The sequence below is a fragment of the Rhizobium sp. 01N48 genome, from assembly GCF_056399145.1.
This window is the reverse complement of record NZ_JBFTQT010000010.1, coordinates 154,917-173,071: the sequence shown is the minus strand read 5'-3', so window position 1 is coordinate 173,071 and position 18,155 is coordinate 154,917. Positions and strand designations below refer to the sequence as shown.

Below are 18,155 nucleotides of genomic sequence, written 5' to 3'. Positions count from 1 at the left end.
GCCAATCCATGAATTTCTCCGCATGGTCGATCCGAAATCCGATTGCGCCGCTGCTCGCCTTCGCGCTGCTGGTGTTCGTGGGCATGCAGGCTTTCTACAAGCTGCCGATCACCCGCTTCCCGAATATCGACGTTCCCGTCGTCTCCATCAGCGTCACGCAAAGCGGCGCCTCGCCGGCCGAGCTCGAAATGCAGGTGACGAAGGAGGTCGAGGACGCGGTCGCCTCCATCAGCGGCATCGATGAAATCCAGTCGACGGTCACCGACGGCCTGTCGCAGACGGTCGTCGTCTTCCGCATCGAAAAGCCGACCGCCGAAGCCGTCCAGGATACCAAGGACGCGGTCGACAAGATCCGCAGCGATCTTCCCGCCGGCATCGAGGAACCAATCGTCAGCAAGGTCGATGTCGAAGGACAGGCGATCCAGACGTTTGCCGTCTCCTCTCCCAACATGACGCTCGAGGAGCTATCCTGGTTCGTCGACGACACCGTCAAGCGCGCCCTTCAAGGCCAGCCCGGCATCGGCCGTATCGACCGCTACGGCGGTGCTGACCGCGAAGTGCGTGTGTCGCTCGACCCCGGCAAGCTCGACGCCTACGGCATCACCGCCGCCGACGTGAACCAGCAGCTGCGCGGCACCAACGTCAACCTCGGCTCCGGCCGCGGCCAGGTCGCCGGCAACGAGCAGACGATCCGCACGCTCGGCGATACGCGCGACGTCTCGCAGCTCAACACGACGACGATCAGCCTGCCGAACGGCCGCTTCGTGAAGCTCTCCGAGCTCGGCACGATTGACGACACCTACGAGGAGCAGAAGTCCTTCTCGCGCTTCAACGGCACCCCGTCGGTCACTTTCGCCGTCTTCCGCGCCAAGGGCGCCAGCGAAGTCTCTGTCGCCGAAACGGTGTCTGAAAGCCTGACGGAGATCCGCAAGGCCAACCCGAACGTCAAGATCGAGATGGTGGATGACAGCGTCTACTTCACCTACGGCAACTACGAGGCAGCCCTTCACACGCTGATCGAAGGCTCGATCCTCGCCGTCATCGTCGTCTTCCTGTTCCTGCGCAACTGGCGCGCGACGCTGATCGCCGCCGTGGCACTGCCCTTGTCGGCCATTCCGACCTTCTGGATCATGGATATCATGGGGTTCTCGCTGAACCTCGTGAGCTTCCTGGCGCTGACGCTGGCAACCGGTATTCTCGTCGACGACGCGATCGTCGAGATCGAGAACATCGCCCGCCATATCAAGATGGGCAAGACGCCCTACAAGGCAGCGCTGGAAGCCGCTGACGAAATCGGCCTCGCCGTTATCGCCACCAGCTTCACCATCATCGCCGTCTTCGTGCCGGTGTCGTTCATGCCGGGCATCGCCGGGCAGTACTTCATCCAGTTCGGCCTGACCGTCGCCTTCTCGGTCTTCTTCTCGCTCGTCGTGGCGCGCCTCATCACACCGTTGATGGCCGCCTATCTGATGCGCGCGGAAGACGGCATGGAAGACCATCACGACAATGACGGCACGATCATGCGCGGCTATACGCGCCTGGTCACCGGCACCACGCGCAAATGGTACTGGCGCTATACGACACTGCTCTGCGCTATCGCCTTCCTGATCGGCTCGATGATGTTGCTCAGCCGCGTGCCCGGCAGCTTCATGCCGCCGGACGATTCCTCGCGCGTCGTGCTGTCCGTCGAACTGCCGCCAAACGCCACGCTCGAAGACACTGCCGCAGCCTCGACCAAGGTCTACGACGCGGTGCGCGGGATCGACGGCGTGGAAAGCGTCTTCGTTCTCGGCGGCGCCTCGCCCAAGGGTGATCTGGAGCTGCGCCGCGCCACCGTGCGCGTCATCCTCGGCAATATCGATCACTCGCTGCTGAAGACCCTCGTCAACAAGGGTCTCGGCGGACTGCCTGTTATCGGCAATCTGATCCCGAAGATGGAAGAACACGGCCGCACGCGTCCGCAGTGGGATGTCGAAAAGGATATCTTCGCCGCCGTGCGCGGTATCCCTGACGTGCGCATCTCCAAGGTCAACGACCGCGCCGAGCGCGACCTCACCTTCAACTTCCTCTCCTCCAACGAGGACGATCTGAACGAGGCCGTCAGCCTGCTGGAATCGAAGCTGCGCGCGTCGCCGATCCTGGCGAACGTCTCCTCCGAAGGCGCCCTGCCCCGTCCGGAACTGCAGATCCGCCCACGCATGGCCGAGGCCTCCCGCCTCGGCATCACGCCGCAGCAGATCTCCGAGACGATCCGCGTCGCCACCATCGGCGATATCGACGCAAACCTCGCCAAGATCTCGCTCGACGACCGGCAGATCCCGATCCGCGTTCAGGCATCGCTCGATGTCCGCCGCGATCTGGCCGCCATCCGCGCCATCAAGATCAAGACGGCGAGCGGCGCCAGCGTGCCGCTCTACAGCGTCGCCGATGTCGACTATTCGGAAGGCCCGAGCTCGATCAAGCGCAACAACCGCAATCGCGTCGTCGCCATCGGCTCCGACGTGCCCTTCGGCACGGCGCTCGATACCTCGACCGCCGAGTTCAAGCGCATCGTCTCCGAAACCGAACTGCCGAAGAGCGTGCATCTGGCCGAAAGCGGTGACGCCAAGGTTCAGGGCGAAATGGTCCAGAGCTTCGGCAATGCCATGCTGATGGGCCTGATGCTGGTTCTGGTCGTGCTGATCCTGCTCTTCAAGGACGTGATCCAGCCCTTCACCATCCTGTTCTCGCTGCCGCTTGCGATCGGCGGTGTGGCACTGGCGCTGATCGTCACCCAGAACGCGCTCTCCATGCCGGTTCTGATCGGCATCCTGATGCTGATGGGTATCGTCACCAAGAACGCCATCCTGCTCGTCGATTTCGCGATCGAGATGAAGCGGCATGGGATGGAGCGTGTCGAAGCCATGGTGGAAGCCGGCCGCAAGCGCGCCCGCCCAATCATCATGACCTCGATCGCCATGTCGGCGGGCATGCTTCCCTCGGCGCTCGGCGTCGGCGAAGGCGGCTCGTTCCGCTCGCCGATGGCAATCGCCGTGATCGGCGGCATCATCGTCTCGACGGTGCTCTCGCTTGTCGTCGTACCGTCCTTCTTCCTGATCATGGACGACCTTTCCCGCCTGCTCGGCTGGCTGTTCGGCCGCCTTGTCGGCAAGAAGGACGAGGAGCAGCTTCCGCTCTCGCCGGAGGAACTCACGACCGCCGTCACCAACCTCGACGGCCGCATCACCGCGATCGAGAAGCCCGACGACAAGAAGGGCAAATCCGGCGGCAACGTCGTCCGCCTGCCGCCCTTCGCGGCGGAATAATCGGATCATACGGAAAAGCCGGGGTTCGCCCCGGCTTTTTCATTTCTTGCTCCCACTTGATGCAGATCAACTTTCCCCATGGCCATTCCGGCTATTTTAGCCGAATGGCAGGCGCGGCCTGCGACCGACGAATGTGGAGAAAGAGATGACGACGGGCTTGAAACTAAGCAATGTCCACAAGACCATGCTTGGCGAAACCATTCTTTTTTCCGGCCTCAACCGGGATGAACGCAACGCGCTTCTCGCCTGCGCGACCATCGTGCGCTACCAGATGCACGACATCCTGTTTCACCAGGGCGAACGGGGCGAGTATTTCTATTGCGTGCTGACGGGCTTTGCCCGGCTCTATCGCCTCGGCGGCGACAATCAGGAAGGCGATATCCGCATCTGCGAGCCCGGCGACAGCTTCGCCGAATGCCTAGTCACGGATGGCGGCGATTATCGCTATGGCGCTCAGGCCATGGAGCACTCGATCTTCGCCCGCTTCAATCTCGAGCAGGTCCGGGCGCTGGTCGAACACCGGCCGCATATCGGCATCGCGATCATGCGCAGCCTCTCGCAGCACCTGCTATCGACGATCGATTGCCTGGCGAGCGACCGCATGCAGACCGCACCTCAGCGCGTTGCGACCTATCTGCTCACCCATTGCAAACCGGAAGGTCTGGCGGCGAAGATGCGGCTCCCCTTCCAGAAGAGCCTCCTGGCGCGCAAGCTCGGACTGGCGCCCGAGGCGCTCTCCCGCGCCTTCTCGTCGCTGCGCGCCGCCGGCGTTACCGTCAGCGGCCGCTCGATCGAGATCAGCAATCTCAACGTCTTGAAGACGATACCGGCGATTACAAGCCGCCATGCACCTTGAGGAAATCGACGATGGCGCCGATGCCATCGCCGCGCTTCATGTCTGAGAACACGAAAGGGCGTGTGGCGCGCATGCGCGTCGCGTCCCGGTCCATCACGTCGAGATCGGCGCCGACATAGGGCGCTAGGTCCTTCTTGTTGATGACGAGAAGGTCCGACTTGGTGATGCCAGGCCCGCCCTTGCGCGGAATTTCCTCGCCCTGGCAGACCGAGATCACATAGATGGTGATGTCGGCGAGATCCGGCGAGAACGTCGCCGCCAGATTGTCGCCGCCCGATTCGATGAAGACCACGTCGAGATCGGGAATGCGCTCGTTGAGGCCGGCAATGGCCTGCAGGTTGATCGTCGCATCTTCACGAATGGCGGTGTGCGGGCAGCCGCCGGTTTCGACGCCGACGATGCGCTCCGACGGCAGCGCCTGCATGCGCATCAACGCCTCGGCATCCTCGGTCGTGTAAATGTCATTGGTGACGACGGCGACTGAATATTGATCGCGCATCGCCTTGCAGAGCTTTTCCGTCAGCGCCGTCTTGCCCGAGCCGACCGGTCCGCCGATGCCGACCCGCAGAGGTCCATTTCCTGATTTCATATCGTGCACTCCAATCGAGAATAATCATAGCGCGTCAACCGCAAGTCGGCCACCGGCAAATGGCGCAGATCGTTAGCGACAAGCGCTGTCGTCACGATCGGAAAAGCCGCGTCGATTGCGTCTCGTGCCGTAGCGAGACGATATCGGCCTGCACCGTCGCCGAGCCCAGTTCATCGAGCGTCGAGCCCGTTGCCCGCCGCGCAAGCAGCGCGATATCCCTTTCCCGCGCCGCCATGATCGCGACACCATCCTTCTGCCCGGCAACGCCGAGCCGGATACCGGCGGAAACGGCCTGCGAGACATAGGCGTGCAAGAAGGCGGCGACCGCCTTTTCGGCGCCGATCCCATGCGCGCCGGACACGGCGCCCACGGCAACAGGATAAGCCACATGTTTCGGCAGCCGTATGAACACCTCATCAGGCCATGCGCCAGCCGCCGACAGGAAAGCATCGCCGAGCAGCATCGTCTCCTGGTGCCGCTCGCGCGATCCCGCCAACGCCTCGGCAAGCTCGGCCACCTCAGACAGAGCCGAGGCATTGCCCTGCACCCTGTTGCTCTCGGCAAGCAGCACGACGTCGTTCCAGACGGCGCCGTGATCCATCATGGCACCAAGCCAATCGCTGAGCGAGGCGGCATCGTGTACGAGCCCATCATTTACCGCCCGCTCCAGCCCGCCCGAATAGGCGAACGAGCCCACCGGAAAGGCCGGCGAAAGCCATGCCATCAACCGCAGCAGCGCCTGAAGATCACCGTTCTCGGTCATGGTTCAGTCGTGCGAGTGGTTGTGGCCGTGGTTATGCCCATGATCATGTCCGTGGCCATGCGAATGGCTGCCATGGGAATGATAAGCACCGCGCGCCGGCTGGAACGGCTCGGTGACATCAGAGACCGTCGCGCCCAGCCCTTCGAGCATGGCGCGGATGACATGGTCGCGCAGGATCAGGATACGCTCTTCCTCGATCTGCGCACCCAGATGCCGGTTGCCCAGATGCCAGGCGAGCTCGATCAGATGCAGACGGTCCCGCGCCTTGATCTCGAACAGCTTCTCGTCGGCCGCAACGATCTCCACCAGCTCGCCATCGCCAAGCACCAGCATGTCGCCATTGGCAAACAGCACCGGCTCCTTGAGGTCGAGCATGACCATCTCGCCATTGTCGAGATGCAGCAGCTTGCGCCGGAGATGCCTCAGATCATGCGCCAGCACGACCTTGTGCGTTGGGTGGGAAGACGGCGTGCCGGCAGGCAGATAAGAGGTGATGTACTGCATGATATGTCCATTCCGGTTCAGGCGAGGAGCATGCAAAATCGGCTGGAACCGCGCAAGGGTCAAAACGCCGGTTTGCGCACTATACGCGTGTCGTTGCAACGCTTTAGAGCCTTTCCTGGTTAGATTGAAGCATTCTGCCGGAGCAGGTTTTCGTCAGGGCAAGGCGATTGGCGAAGGGCATACCCCAGGTACGGTCGAGCCGATCGCCTTTGATCCTGACGGAAAGATGCCCGGCCCCTGCGGGGTTGGCTGAAACGGGCCGCCTGATCGACCGGCCGGCTTGGCCGTATGCGTTGGCTACGACGCGCGCCGGCCGGTCGACCATACGACTCCGTTTGAGCCAACAGAATGCTTCAATCTAACCAAGAAAGGCTCTAATGAATGGCGGACGACCTGCCGTCGACATTGGTTTCATCCTGGCTGAGACGCATGCGGCGCTGCAGGCCCTCATCCTCGTGGACCACGCGATTACGGCCGAGCGTCTTCGCCAGATAGAGCGCCTTGTCGGCGGCTGTGTAGGCGGCCTGCCTGCTTCGCCCATCGAAGAGCTCCGCGATGCCGGCCGACATCGTGACATTGAAGCTGCAGCCATCGAGCGCGATCGTCCGTTCGGCAAGCCGGTTGCAGGCAGCCCGGATCTGCGCCACCCGCTCCTCTTTCAAGGGAGCGATGACGACCACCCCGAACTCCTCACCGCCGAGCCGCGCAATAGTCGAATCCGAGCTGAAGGCCGCCGACAGCTCCGCGGCGACAGCGACGATAACAGCATCGCCGCAGGCATGCCCGTAGCGATCATTGACCGCCTTGAAGCGGTCCACATCGAAGATCGCCAGACAGGCTGGCTCATCGACATCATCGAGCGCCTCGGTGAATGCCCGTCGGTTCAAGAGGCCGGACAGCATGTCGGTGCGGCTCAGCTGCTCGAACTCGGCGCGCGAGACGCTGAGCTGATGCATGGCATAGCCTGCGACCAGGGCCAGCGCTCCCGATACGATCCCGCCGATCACCCAGGATAGCGCCACGCCATAGATCACCGCATGCTCCAGCGAAACCGGCAGCATGCCCGCCCAATCGAGCGGCAACAGCAGCACCGCGATGACAAGCGAGGAGAGCATCACCGCGGCGAAACTCATCTTCAGCGCATAGGTATAAATCGTCAGGCGATTCCTGAAATCGCCGAGCTCCGCCTCGAGTAAAATGTGCATCCGAATCGACCTTCTAGCCCCTCGCCAAGTCTATTGATGAGACACGAACCGCTGCCGGGGTCTTAAGGGAATCACTAGGATTTTAGCGAGTTTTGTAAATTGTTCGTGCGCTGCACAATGGATCGAAACGCGACGAAACTGGCCTTGGAAATGGCGGCGAGGCCGAGCATCTAAGAAATTGATAAATCACAGTTTTCAGGATTTCACCGGTCGCCGCGTCCCATTTCGGACGCAACGCCCCATGGTGGAACAGCACGCAATCACGATGCAACTTTAAGAATGCATTGCTAAACGTGTAGCCAAAAGTTGGCCGGCACCGGGGCGCCGGCCATTAAAGCTGATCAGTACATGAAGTAACGCTGCGCCATCGGCAGCGACGTCGCCGGTTCGCAGGTGAGCAGCTCGCCGTCGGCGCGCACCTCGTATGTCTCCGGATCGACCTCGATATGCGGCGTCAGGCTGTTGTGGATCATCGATGCCTTGGAGATGCCGCCGCGCGTGTTCTTGATGGCGACGAGGTCCTTGGCGACGCCGAGGCGTCCCTTCAGGCCGGCGTCGAGCGAAGCCTGCGAAACGAAGGTGACCGACGAATTGGTGCGCAGCTTGCCGTAGGCGGCAAACATCGGGCGATAGTGCATCGGCTGCGGCGTCGGGATCGAGGCGTTCGGATCACCCATCGGGGCCGCCGCGATCGAGCCGGCGAGCAGCACCATCTCCGGCTTCACGCCGAAGAAGGCCGGGTTCCAGAGCACGAGGTCGGCGCGCTTGCCAACTTCGATCGAGCCGATCTCGTGGCTGACACCCTGGGCGATCGCCGGGTTGATCGTGTACTTGGCGATATAGCGGCGGACGCGGAAGTTGTCGTTATCCCCCGTCTCCTCCTTCAGCGGACCGCGCTGGCGCTTCATCTTGTCGGCGGTCTGCCAGGTGCGGATCGCGACCTCGCCGACGCGGCCCATGGCCTGACTGTCGGACGAGATGATCGAGAAGGCGCCGATATCGTGCAGGATGTCTTCGGCCGCGATCGTTTCCTTGCGGATGCGGCTTTCGGCAAAGGCGATATCCTCGGGGATCGACGGCGACAGATGGTGGCAGACCATCAGCATGTCGAGATGCTCGGAAATCGTGTTGACCGTGTAGGGTCGCGTCGGGTTGGTCGACGACGGGATGACGTTCGACTGGCCGCAGATCTTGATGATATCCGGCGCGTGGCCACCGCCCGCCCCTTCCGTGTGGAAGGCGTGGATGGTGCGGCCCTTGAGCGCTCCGATCGTATCCTCGACGAAGCCGCTCTCGTTCAGCGTGTCGGTGTGGATCATCACCTGGATATCGTATTCGTCGGCAACCGAGAGGCAGCAGTCGATCGCAGCCGGCGTCGTGCCCCAGTCCTCGTGCAGCTTCAGCGACGACGCGCCGGCCAGTACCATCTCCTCAAGTGCGGCCGGCAGCGAAGCATTGCCCTTGCCCGCGAGCGCGAGGTTCATCGGGAAGCCGTCAAAGCTCTCGATCATCCGCTCGATATGCCAGGCGCCGGTGCAGGTGGTGGCGAGCGTGCCGTGCGCCGGGCCACTACCGCCGCCGAGCATGCAGGTGATGCCGGACATCAGCGCTTCCTCGATCTGCTGCGGGCAGATGTAATGGATATGCGCGTCCATGCCGCCGGCGGTGATGATCTTGCCCTCGCCGGCAATCGCCTCGGTCGAGGGGCCGACGATGATGTTGACGCCAGGCTGCGTATCCGGATTGCCGGCCTTGCCGATGGCGTGGATGCGGCCGTTCTTCAGCCCGATATCGGCCTTGACGATACCGGTATGGTCGATGATCACGACATTGGTGATGACGGTGTCGACCGCGCCCTGCGCCCGCGTTGCCTGGCTCTGCCCCATGCCGTCGCGAATGACCTTGCCGCCGCCGAACTTCACCTCTTCGCCATAGGTGGTGAAATCCTTCTCGATCTCGATGAAGAGCTCGGTATCGGCAAGCCGCACCTTGTCGCCGGTGGTCGGGCCGAACATGCCGGCATAGGCGGCGCGGGAAATCTTGTAGGGCATGGGTCAGGCTCCTTGGGAGGACGAACGGGATGCGGACGGATAAAACCGCGTGACGCGGCCGGCGGCGACGTAAGCGTCGACGAGCTGCCTTTCGGCAGCGAAGGGATGCCACTCCCAGCCTTGATGGCCGAAGCCGGCAAGCGCGATCGGGGCATCGGGAAATCGGTTCACGACCTCAGCGATCACGATCATGCCGCTGCTCGGCACGACGTAGGGTGCGGGATCAAATGCGGCCAGCGCTTGGTCGACGCCATCATGAATCATTGTGTCAACGACCACATGCGTCTTGCCAGCGTCCCTGCAGAAGCTGCTGAATTGACTCGTATAGTCGTCGCAGAAATCGTCGAGCTCTGGATGCGAAATGGCCAGCGGGGCCTTCAGCGCCGCGAACTTCTCCGGATCGCGCACGCTCCAGATCTCCGAAGCCTCGACCACGGCGGGATGCGCACGCCACGCCTCGGAAGACAGCATCGCCTTGGCGGGACGGCCGGTATTGCAGACGGCGACGACATCAGTGCGGCCGGGGCTCGCCTCATAGGACCGGCATTCGTTGAACCGGATGACGAAGCGTGCTGCAGCAACAGCCGCGGCCCCTTCCGCACCGATCTCACCATTGCCGACGATCATGATGCTCTCTGTCACCTCAGTTGCTCATCGCATCTTCGAGCGTCTTCAGCTCCTTGGTCCTGGCATCGGTCACGTTCGCGATGCAGCCGGCAACCAGCATCGGCTCCATCGTGCCGCCACGCGCCTGAAAGCCCTCAGCCTCGCACTGCGCATCACGGTAGGTGATCCAGGCACGCTGGGCAGTTACCAGAGCCTTCTCCGCCCCCTTCATATCGCCATCCTGATCGCTATCAACGGCGACCATGGCGGCGCGGGTCTTCTTGTATTGAACGTTGAGCGCCTTGTCGGCCTCGTCCTGCCGCGCCCGCTCGCAGAGCGTCATGTCGGTCTGCGTCGTCGGGCTCTTGCAGTCGATCTCCTCGGCGCTGGCACCGCTGGCACCAATCAGCGCCAGCAGCCCGAAACCGATAGGCATAAAGAAACGCATCATCTCCTCCCGAGACATGATCACAGCTTGCCCATCACCAGCTGGCGAAAGCCGTAGACTTCGCGCTTGCCTGATAGCGGGATCAGCGTCACCGAGCGCGTCTGGCCGGGCTCGAAGCGCACGGCGGTGCCGGCGGGAATATCGAGCCGCATGCCATGCGCCTTCTCGCGATCGAAGGAGAGCCCGGCATTGGTTTCGCCGAAGTGATAGTGGCTGCCGACCTGCACGGGACGATCGCCGGTGTTCGACACCTCGATGGTCACGGTCGGCGCACCGGCATTGAGTTCGATTTCGCCTGGTGCGGCAATGATTTCGCCTGGGATCATGATTCTCTCCTCACGCAGCCTTCACGGGCGCGCAGCCCTCGGCCTTCAGCACGCGTTTCGTCGATGCCGGGTTGTTGATGAGCCTGGCCGCCGGGCGCACCGGCCGGCGCACCAGTTCGCCGCCGCAATTCGGGCAGATGCCTGAAAGCACGTTGTCGGCGCAATCAGCGCAATAGGTGCACTCGAAGCTGCACATCACGGCCTCGCGGCTTTCGGGCGGCAGGTCCTTGTCGCAGCATTCGCAATTGGGTCGAAGCTCGAGCATGGTGGCCTCAGCGGATCGGTTCGTGAACGGTGACAAGCTTGGTTCCGTCAGGGAACGTCGCCTCCACCTGCACGTCATGGATCATCTCGGCGATGCCATCCATCACCTGGTCGCGGCCGATGACATGGGCGCCGGCTTCCATCAGCTCGGCCACCGGCCGTCCGTCACGCGCGCCTTCGACGACGTAGTCCGTAATCAGCGCGATGGTCTCGGGATAGTTGAGCTTGACGCCCCGCTCCAGCCGCCGCCGCGCGACCATCGCCGCCATCGAAATCAACAGCTTGTCTTTTTCTCTTGGTGTGAGGTTCATCGTGCATCCATCTGCTTGAACTAGAGATTCCAGACTTTCGGCACAGGCGCGCCGTTGCGCAAGGCTGAAATGATCGGGATCAGGATTTTTCGAAGTGCGAAGCCATCCGACGCCGCGAGCCGAACGACAAGCTTGCCCGCCCAGCAACTGGCACCGCCCATATGGCCGTCGAGCAACGGCCTGACCGCATTGAGATAGCCCTCCGCCGGTGGTCCGACATAGAGCAGCGTCGCGAAGGCGACCTGGCCCGACAGCACCGCCTGCTCGCGCGTCAGCGACTGGACCTCGCCCGCGAGCCTCAGATCCTCGGCATGGCAAAGCCGGCCTTCCCGGCGGATACGCCAGCGGTCGCGAAATAGCCCGGAGACAACCGCCTCGCCCATCGCCTTGCGCCCGAGCAGCACCGCCTCGACCGCCAGAAACTCCGCCCCCTCGTCGAGGTCGACATCGAGCCGCCGATAGAGCGAGGAGCGATCGAAGAGGATGGTTTCCTGCGGCAGCCAGTCGACCCGCGCATTGGCGCCGACCTGAATTTTCGTGGTGATCTCGGCGGTGCCGGCGGAAGCCTTGTAGATCTTTTCGCAGGCCTGCGTGGTCACGTCGATGCGCGTACCGGGACCGGCAACGACGCTCCAGTCCATGCGGTCGCCGCCGGTGAGCCCGCCGGCCGTATTGATGATGACGGCCTCCATCGAGGCATCGAAGGTATCCGGCAGCCGGATCTTCGCCGCCCCCTCCTGATAGAGCTCGCGGATGCGCGTACGCCCGCCCAGCGACTTCGCGGCCAGATGCCCGCGGCCTTCGGCCCTTTGCGGTCTGGTGGCTGCCGCGGCGTTCGTCATTCCATGCCCTTTTCATGCCGCCGGTTTGCCCGGCCGTTCTCATTCAATCCTGTAACTGATTGAAAGCAAGCAATTTCCGTGCCGCGCGAAAGACGCCGCAATCCCGGCGCCGGCCAGCGGAGCGCATGTCGTCGAGTGCCCTTAAAAGCGGCGAATGCCGATCAGACGGTCAGGTGCCGGCGCGCCTCCGGCGTATCCAGCGTCTCAGCCAGGCCTTCATGCACGATCTCGCCTCGATCCATGATGTAGACGTAATCCGCAAGCTCCCGGCAGAAATCGAGATACTGCTCGACCAGCAGGATCGCCATGCCGGTGCTGTCGCGCAGATAGCGGATCGCCCGGCCGATATCCTTGATGATCGACGGCTGGATACCCTCGGTCGGCTCGTCCAGCACGAGGATCTTCGGCCGCGTCACCATCGCCCGACCGATCGCCAGCTGCTGCTGCTGCCCACCCGAGAGATCGCCGCCGCGCCGCCCGAGCATGGTCTGCAGCACGGGGAACAGGCTGAAGATATCGTCGGGGATATTCTTGTCGCGACGCGAAAGCGGGGCAAAGCCGGTCTCGAGGTTTTCCTTCACCGTCAGCAACGGAAAGATCTCGCGCCCCTGCGGCACATAGCCGATGCCCTGCTTGGCGCGCGCATAGGGCGCAAGGCCGTTGAGTTTTGTGTCGTTGAAGGTCAGCGTCCCTGAAGACAGCGGGTGCTGGCCGGTGACGGCGCGCAGCAGAGAGCTCTTGCCCACGCCGTTGCGGCCGAGCACACAGGTGATCTTGCCCATCTCGGCCTTCAGCGAGATGCCGCGCAGCGCCTGCGCCGCGCCATAGTGGAGGTTTGCGTTTTCGACGGTCAGCATGGTTTTCCCCTATGATCGCTTACGGTTGTGGCGCCCCCCTCTGCCCTGCCGGGCATCTCCCCCACAGGTGGGGAGATTGGCTGGGCGCACCCGCTCGCTCCAACGGCTATTGATTGACGAGACGCCCGCCACAGGTCGATCTCCCCCCTTGTGGGGGAGATGCCCGGCAGGGCAGAGGGGGGTAATCCTTGCTCAACGCTCATCACCGCCCCAGATAATTCTCGATCACCTTCGGATCGGAACTCACAAAATCGATCGACCCCTCGGCCAGCACCGAGCCTTCGGCCAAGCACGTCACCTTCACCCCAAGGTCACGAATGAAGCCCATGTCGTGCTCGACGACGACCACCGACCGCGTCTTGGCGATCTCCTTGAGCAGGATCGCCGTCTCCGCCGTCTCCGCATCCGTCATCCCGGCCACCGGCTCGTCGACCAGCAACAGCTTCGGCTCCTGCGCCAGAAGCATGCCAATCTCCAGCCACTGCTTCTGCCCATGGCTGAGATTGGCGGCGAGATCGTCGCGGCGATGCGTCAGGCGGACCGTTGCGAGGATCTCGTCGATACGCGATCGGTCCTCGCTCGACAGCCGGTAGAACAGCGTCGAAAACACCCCGCGTTTGCGGTTCAGCGCCAGCTCGATATTGTCCCAGACCGTATGGCTCTCGAACACCGTCGGCTTCTGGAACTTGCGGCCGATGCCGAGCTGGGCGATGTCGGCCTCGTCGAGCTTGGTGAGATCGGTCTGGCCGTTGAAGAACACCTGGCCGGTGTCCGGCCGCGTCTTGCCGGTGATGATGTCCATCATCGTCGTCTTGCCGGCGCCGTTGGGGCCGATGATGGCGCGAAGTTCGCCCGGTTCGATGACGATCGACAGCGAATTCAGCGCCTTGAAGCCATCGAAGGAGACGGAGACGTTGTCGAGATAGAGAACGCTGTTGGGTTTGACGTCAGGGATCATGGCGCTCACTCCGCGGGCTGGATTTCTGCGTCCACACCGTCTTCGCGTTTCGCGGGCGGCGTGTCGCTGGAGGATGGCTTGCGCTTGCCGAGATACTGGCCGATCGTGCCGACGATGCCTTTGGGCAGGAACAGCGTTACCGCCACGAACAGCCCGCCGAGCGCGAAGAGCCAGAATTCGGGGAAGAGACCGGTAAAAATCGTCTTGCCGCCATTGACCATGATCGCGCCGATGATCGGCCCGATCAGCGTCGAGCGCCCACCCACCGCCGTCCAGATGACGACTTCGATCGAGTTGGCCGGGGCGAATTCGCCGGGATTGATGATGCCCACCTGCGGAACGTAGAGCGCGCCGGCGATCCCCGCCATCATCGCCGAGACGACGAAGGTGAAGAGCTTGAAGTGCTCGACGCGGTAGCCGAGGAAGCGGGTGCGGCTTTCCGCGTCACGCACGCCGACCAGCACCTTGCCGAACTTCGACCGCACGATGGCCGACGCGATCAGCAGCGACAGTGCCAGCAGGATCGCGGTGGCCGAGAAGAGGGCAGCACGCGTGCCGTCGGCCTGGATGTTGTAGCCGATGATATCCTTGAAATCGGTCAGGCCGTTATTGCCGCCGAAGCCCATGTCGTTGCGGAAGAAGGCGAGCAGTAGCGCATAGGTCATCGCCTGGGTGATGATCGAGAGGTAGACGCCGTTGACGCGCGAGCGGAAGGCGAACCAGCCGAAGACGAAGGCGAGCAATCCGGGCACGACAAGCACCATCAGCGCCGCGAACCAGAAATGGTCAAACCCATGCCAGAACCACGGCAGTTCCTTGTAGTTCAGGAACACCATGAAATCGGGGAGGATGGGATCGCCGTAGCTGCCGCGCGTGCCGATCTGGCGCATCAGATACATGCCCATCGCATAGCCGCCGAGCGCGAAGAAGGCGCCGTGGCCGAGCGAGAGAATGCCGCAGAAACCCCAGACGAGATCGAGCGCCAGCGCGAGAAGTGCATAGGTCAGATACTTGCCGAACAGTGACATGATGTAGGTTGGGATATGCAGCGGGCTCGTGGCTGGCGTCATCAGATTCAGGACCGGCACCAGCACGGCGAGCGCCAGCAGGATGAAGAGCGCAACGATGATCTTGCGATCGAGAGACCGGAGAAGGAAGGCCGTAATCATGCTTCCACCGCCCTTCCTTTGAGTGCGAAGAGCCCACGCGGCCGCTTCTGGATGAAGAGAATGATGAGGACGAGCACCAGGATCTTGCCGAGCACGGCGCCGGCGAAGGGCTCGAGGAACTTGTTGACGACACCGAGCGACAGCGCGCCCACCAGCGTGCCCCACAGATTGCCGACGCCGCCGAACACCACGACCATGAAGCTGTCGATGATGTAGCTCTGGCCGAGATTGGGCGAGACGTTGTCGATCTGGCTGAGCGCCACGCCCGCCATGCCGGCGATGCCCGAGCCGAGCGCGAAGGTGAAGGCATCGACCCAGCCGGTGCGGATGCCCATCGACGACGCCATGCGGCGGTTCTGCGTGACGGCGCGCATCTGCAAGCCGAAGGCGGAACGCTTGAGCAGCATCAGCAGCGTCACGAATACGGCCATCGAGAAGACGATGATCCACAGGCGGTTCCAGGTGATCGACAGGCCGCCGAGTTCGAACGCGCCCGACATCCAGCTTGGATTGCGCACTTCGCGGTTGGTCGGCCCGAAGATCGAGCGCACCGCCTGCTGCAGGATGAGCGAGACGCCCCAGGTTGCGAGCAGCGTTTCCAGCGGTCGTCCGTAGAGATAGCGGATCACGGTGCGTTCGATGACGAGGCCCACGAAGCCGGTAAAGACGAAGGCGGCGGGCACGGCGAAGGCCAGCGAACAGACTTCGAGGCCGGGGAATGTCGAGGCGATGTATTGCTGCACGACATAGGTCGTGTAGGCACCGATCATCACCATCTCGCCATGCGCCATGTTGATGACGCCCATGACGCCGAAAGTGATGGCAAGGCCGATGGCGGCAAGCAGCAGCACCGAGCCGAGCGACAGACCGTACCAGACATTCTGCACCACGTCCCAGAGCGCCAGGCTGCGGTTGATCGTGTTGATATGCGTCTGTATCTCGCCCTTGAGTTCGTCAGGCGCGGTCGCCATCGCCGTCGTCAGGATGGTCAGCGCGTTGCGACCGCCACGGGCGGCGATCGTGTCGATGGCCGCCTTCTTGTCCTCGGCGCCGACATCGCTCTTCAACACCATCACGGCGCGGGCGGCTTCCATCGTCTCCTTGACCTCGCCGTCCTTCTCGGCGGCAAGCGCTGAGTTCAGAAGTTCGAGATTGGCGGGATCGGCATCGCGCAGCAGCCCCTGGGCAGCCGCGAGGCGGGCGCCGCGATCGGGAGAGAGCAGCGTCAGCTGGCTCATGGCTGAAGCGATGACACCGCGCAGCGAATTGTTGATCCTGACCTTGGACATGTAGTCCGCGTCGATATCGGCGACGGCTTCGCCGCTGATCGGATCGGAAAATGTCGGCTCGTCATCCGTGCCGCCCTGGAGCAGAACCGGGCCACCGCTTTCCGAATTCACGTAAAGCTGGCCGTCGCTGAGCTGCTGCAGGATCTGGCTGACGTGCGCATCGCCGGATGCGACCAGCGCCTTGATGGCGACCTCGCGTTCCGGGAAATCGCCGACGCCGAGCGCGTCGACCAGCGCGTGGATGTCTTCCTGCGCCTTCAGCGCCGTGGCGAATGCCGGCAGGGCCAGGCACAAGGTCAAAAGCAAAATCTTGATGGCGCGATACATCGGCTTTCTGCCTCGGTTATCGTTGGCCTTCCGGCGCAATCGGGAGAAATTCAGGCCTCTAACTCGGCAACTGCCGTCCGAAGCCTCAAGGCCACGCTTCGGAGAGAGAACTTCCGCCCGGACAGGAGGGCCGGACGGAAGCTGTTTTCAGGCTTTTAGAGTGAAGGGGTGTCCACTCAGGAGCCCTTGCCGCCGCACTTGCCCGTTGCGACATTGAAGTTGCCGCAGTTCATGGGCTTGCGCCAATCGGAGATCAGGTCCTTGGAGTCAGGCAGGAAGTCGGACCATTCGTCGCCGACGACAGCAGGGGTCTGCTGGACGATTTCGAACTGGCCGTTCGCCTGGATTTCACCGATCAGGACCGGCTTGGTGATGTGGTGGTTCGGCATGACGGTGGCGTAGCCGCCCGACAGGTTCGGAACCGTGGTGCCGATGATCGTGTCGAGAACCTTGTCCGTGTCGGTCGTGCCCGCAGCCTGGACCGCCTTAACCCATGCGTTGAAGCCGATATAGGCAGCTTCCATCGGGTCGTTGGTCACGCGCTTGTCGTTCTTGGTATAGGCATGCCATTCCTTGATGAACTTCTTGTTGGCCGGGCTTTCGACCGACTCGAAGTAGTTCCAGGCAGCGAGGTGGCCGACGAGCGGCTTGGTGTCGAGACCGGCAAGCTCTTCTTCGCCGACCGAGAAGGCGACGACAGGAATGTCGGTTGCCTTGACGCCCTGGTTGCCGAGTTCCTTGTAGAACGGAACGTTGGCGTCACCGTTGATGGTGGAGACGACGGCGGTCTTCTTGCCGGAGGCGCCGAATTCCTTGATCTTGGAGACTTCCGTCTGCCAGTCGGAGAAGCCGAACGGCGTGTAGTTGACGATGATGTCTTCCTTCGGAATGCCCTTCGAGATCAGGTAGGCTTCCAGGATCTTGTTGGTCGTGCGCGGATAGACGTAGTCGGTGCCTTCGAGAACGAAGCGCTTAACGCCTTCCTTTTCCATCAGGTAGTCGACAGCAGGGATCGCCTGCTGGTTCGGAGCAGCACCCGTGTAGAAGATGTTGCGCGAGGACTCTTCGCCTTCATACTGAACCGGGTAGAACAGGATGGAGTTGAGCTCTTCGAAAACCGGCAGGACCGACTTGCGCGACGAGGACGTCCAGCAACCGAAGACGGCCGCGACCTTGTCCTTTTCGATCAGCTCGCGTGCCTTTTCGGCAAACAGCGGCCAGTCGGAAGCCGGATCGACGACGACGGCCTCGAGCTTCTTGCCGAGAAGGCCGCCCTTCTTGTTCTGCTCGTCGATGAGCATCAGCATGGCGTCTTTCAGCGTCGTTTCGGAGATCGCCATCGTGCCGGACAGCGAATGCAGAACGCCGACCTTGATGGTGTCGTCAGCCGCAACGGCTCCATGGAATGCGGCCGTGGCCGACATGACGGCGCCGAGCACGGCACCGGAAACATATGATCGCAGATTCATCTGGTTGATCCCCTCT

General features: G+C 62.7%; 17 protein-coding genes and 1 pseudogene. 2 read left to right on the top strand and 16 right to left on the bottom strand.

Going from position 1 to position 18,155, the window contains the following annotated elements:
* Positions 1-8 precede the first annotated feature (8 nt).
* Both AC1DOG_RS19195 and AC1DOG_RS19190 read left to right on the top strand, forming a co-directional pair.
* The gene (locus AC1DOG_RS19195) at positions 9-3,305 is read left to right on the top strand and encodes an efflux RND transporter permease subunit (RefSeq protein WP_477930265.1); all 3,297 of its coding nucleotides are present in this window, start codon (positions 9-11) and stop codon (positions 3,303-3,305) included.
* 145 nt (positions 3,306-3,450) lie between these two features.
* Positions 3,451-4,161 carry a Crp/Fnr family transcriptional regulator gene (locus AC1DOG_RS19190; protein WP_113197468.1) on the top strand — a complete coding sequence of 237 codons (711 nt, stop codon included), beginning with the start codon at positions 3,451-3,453 and terminating at the stop codon, positions 4,159-4,161.
* Here AC1DOG_RS19190 and ureG read toward each other — a convergent pair.
* From ureG to urtA, 16 genes and pseudogenes are all read right to left on the bottom strand, one after another.
* Positions 4,139-4,750, bottom strand: a complete 612-nt coding sequence (gene ureG, locus AC1DOG_RS19185; protein ID WP_018897109.1) for an urease accessory protein UreG — start codon at positions 4,748-4,750, stop codon at positions 4,139-4,141. The genes AC1DOG_RS19190 and ureG overlap by 23 nt on opposite strands.
* 91 nt (positions 4,751-4,841) lie before the next feature.
* Positions 4,842-5,513, bottom strand: a complete 672-nt coding sequence (locus AC1DOG_RS19180; RefSeq protein ID WP_477930262.1) for an urease accessory protein UreF — start codon at positions 5,511-5,513, stop codon at positions 4,842-4,844.
* 3 nt (positions 5,514-5,516) lie between these two features.
* Entirely contained in the window at positions 5,517-6,017 is a 501-nt protein-coding gene (gene ureE, locus AC1DOG_RS19175) for an urease accessory protein UreE (protein ID WP_477930261.1), read from the bottom strand.
* A 374-nt stretch (positions 6,018-6,391) separates the two neighbouring features.
* Positions 6,392-7,222, bottom strand: a complete 831-nt coding sequence (locus tag AC1DOG_RS19170; RefSeq protein ID WP_113008316.1) for a GGDEF domain-containing protein — start codon at positions 7,220-7,222, stop codon at positions 6,392-6,394.
* Between the two features lie 341 nt (positions 7,223-7,563).
* Complete coding sequence (gene ureC / locus AC1DOG_RS19165) at positions 7,564-9,273, bottom strand: urease subunit alpha (protein ID WP_018897105.1); 1,710 nt, start codon at positions 9,271-9,273, stop codon at positions 7,564-7,566.
* Between the two features lie 3 nt (positions 9,274-9,276).
* Entirely contained in the window at positions 9,277-9,900 is a 624-nt protein-coding gene (locus AC1DOG_RS19160; RefSeq protein WP_477930258.1) for a Urease operon accessory protein, read from the bottom strand.
* A 16-nt stretch (positions 9,901-9,916) separates the two neighbouring features.
* Positions 9,917-10,315 carry a lysozyme inhibitor LprI family protein gene (locus AC1DOG_RS19155; RefSeq protein ID WP_477930335.1) on the bottom strand — a complete coding sequence of 133 codons (399 nt, stop codon included), beginning with the start codon at positions 10,313-10,315 and terminating at the stop codon, positions 9,917-9,919.
* Positions 10,316-10,347: 32 nt separating this feature from the next.
* Complete coding sequence (locus AC1DOG_RS19150; RefSeq protein WP_047514525.1) at positions 10,348-10,653, bottom strand: urease subunit beta; 306 nt, start codon at positions 10,651-10,653, stop codon at positions 10,348-10,350.
* 10 nt (positions 10,654-10,663) lie between these two features.
* The gene (locus AC1DOG_RS19145) at positions 10,664-10,918 is read right to left on the bottom strand and encodes a DUF1272 domain-containing protein (protein WP_477930256.1); all 255 of its coding nucleotides are present in this window, start codon (positions 10,916-10,918) and stop codon (positions 10,664-10,666) included.
* A gap of 7 nt (positions 10,919-10,925) precedes the next feature.
* Entirely contained in the window at positions 10,926-11,228 is a 303-nt protein-coding gene (locus AC1DOG_RS19140; RefSeq protein ID WP_477930254.1) for an urease subunit gamma, read from the bottom strand.
* Positions 11,229-11,248: 20 nt separating this feature from the next.
* A complete protein-coding gene (locus AC1DOG_RS19135) occupies positions 11,249-12,070 on the bottom strand; it encodes an urease accessory protein UreD (protein ID WP_477930252.1) in 822 nt (273 codons plus the stop codon).
* 161 nt (positions 12,071-12,231) lie between these two features.
* Positions 12,232-12,927, bottom strand: coding sequence for an urea ABC transporter ATP-binding subunit UrtE (gene urtE, locus AC1DOG_RS19130; protein ID WP_477930250.1), 696 nt, complete (start codon positions 12,925-12,927; stop codon positions 12,232-12,234).
* 202 nt (positions 12,928-13,129) lie between these two features.
* Complete coding sequence (gene urtD / locus AC1DOG_RS19125) at positions 13,130-13,885, bottom strand: urea ABC transporter ATP-binding protein UrtD (RefSeq protein WP_477930248.1); 756 nt, start codon at positions 13,883-13,885, stop codon at positions 13,130-13,132.
* Positions 13,886-13,973: 88 nt separating this feature from the next.
* Positions 13,974-15,054: pseudogene (gene urtC / locus AC1DOG_RS19120) on the bottom strand (urea ABC transporter permease subunit UrtC); the annotation flags it as partial.
* Positions 15,051-16,670, bottom strand: a complete 1,620-nt coding sequence (urtB, locus tag AC1DOG_RS19115; protein ID WP_477930246.1) for an urea ABC transporter permease subunit UrtB — start codon at positions 16,668-16,670, stop codon at positions 15,051-15,053. The gene urtB and the pseudogene urtC, both read right to left, overlap by 4 nt.
* A gap of 176 nt (positions 16,671-16,846) precedes the next feature.
* Complete coding sequence (urtA, locus tag AC1DOG_RS19110) at positions 16,847-18,139, bottom strand: urea ABC transporter substrate-binding protein (protein WP_018897094.1); 1,293 nt, start codon at positions 18,137-18,139, stop codon at positions 16,847-16,849.
* Between the last annotated feature and the right edge of the window lie 16 nt (positions 18,140-18,155).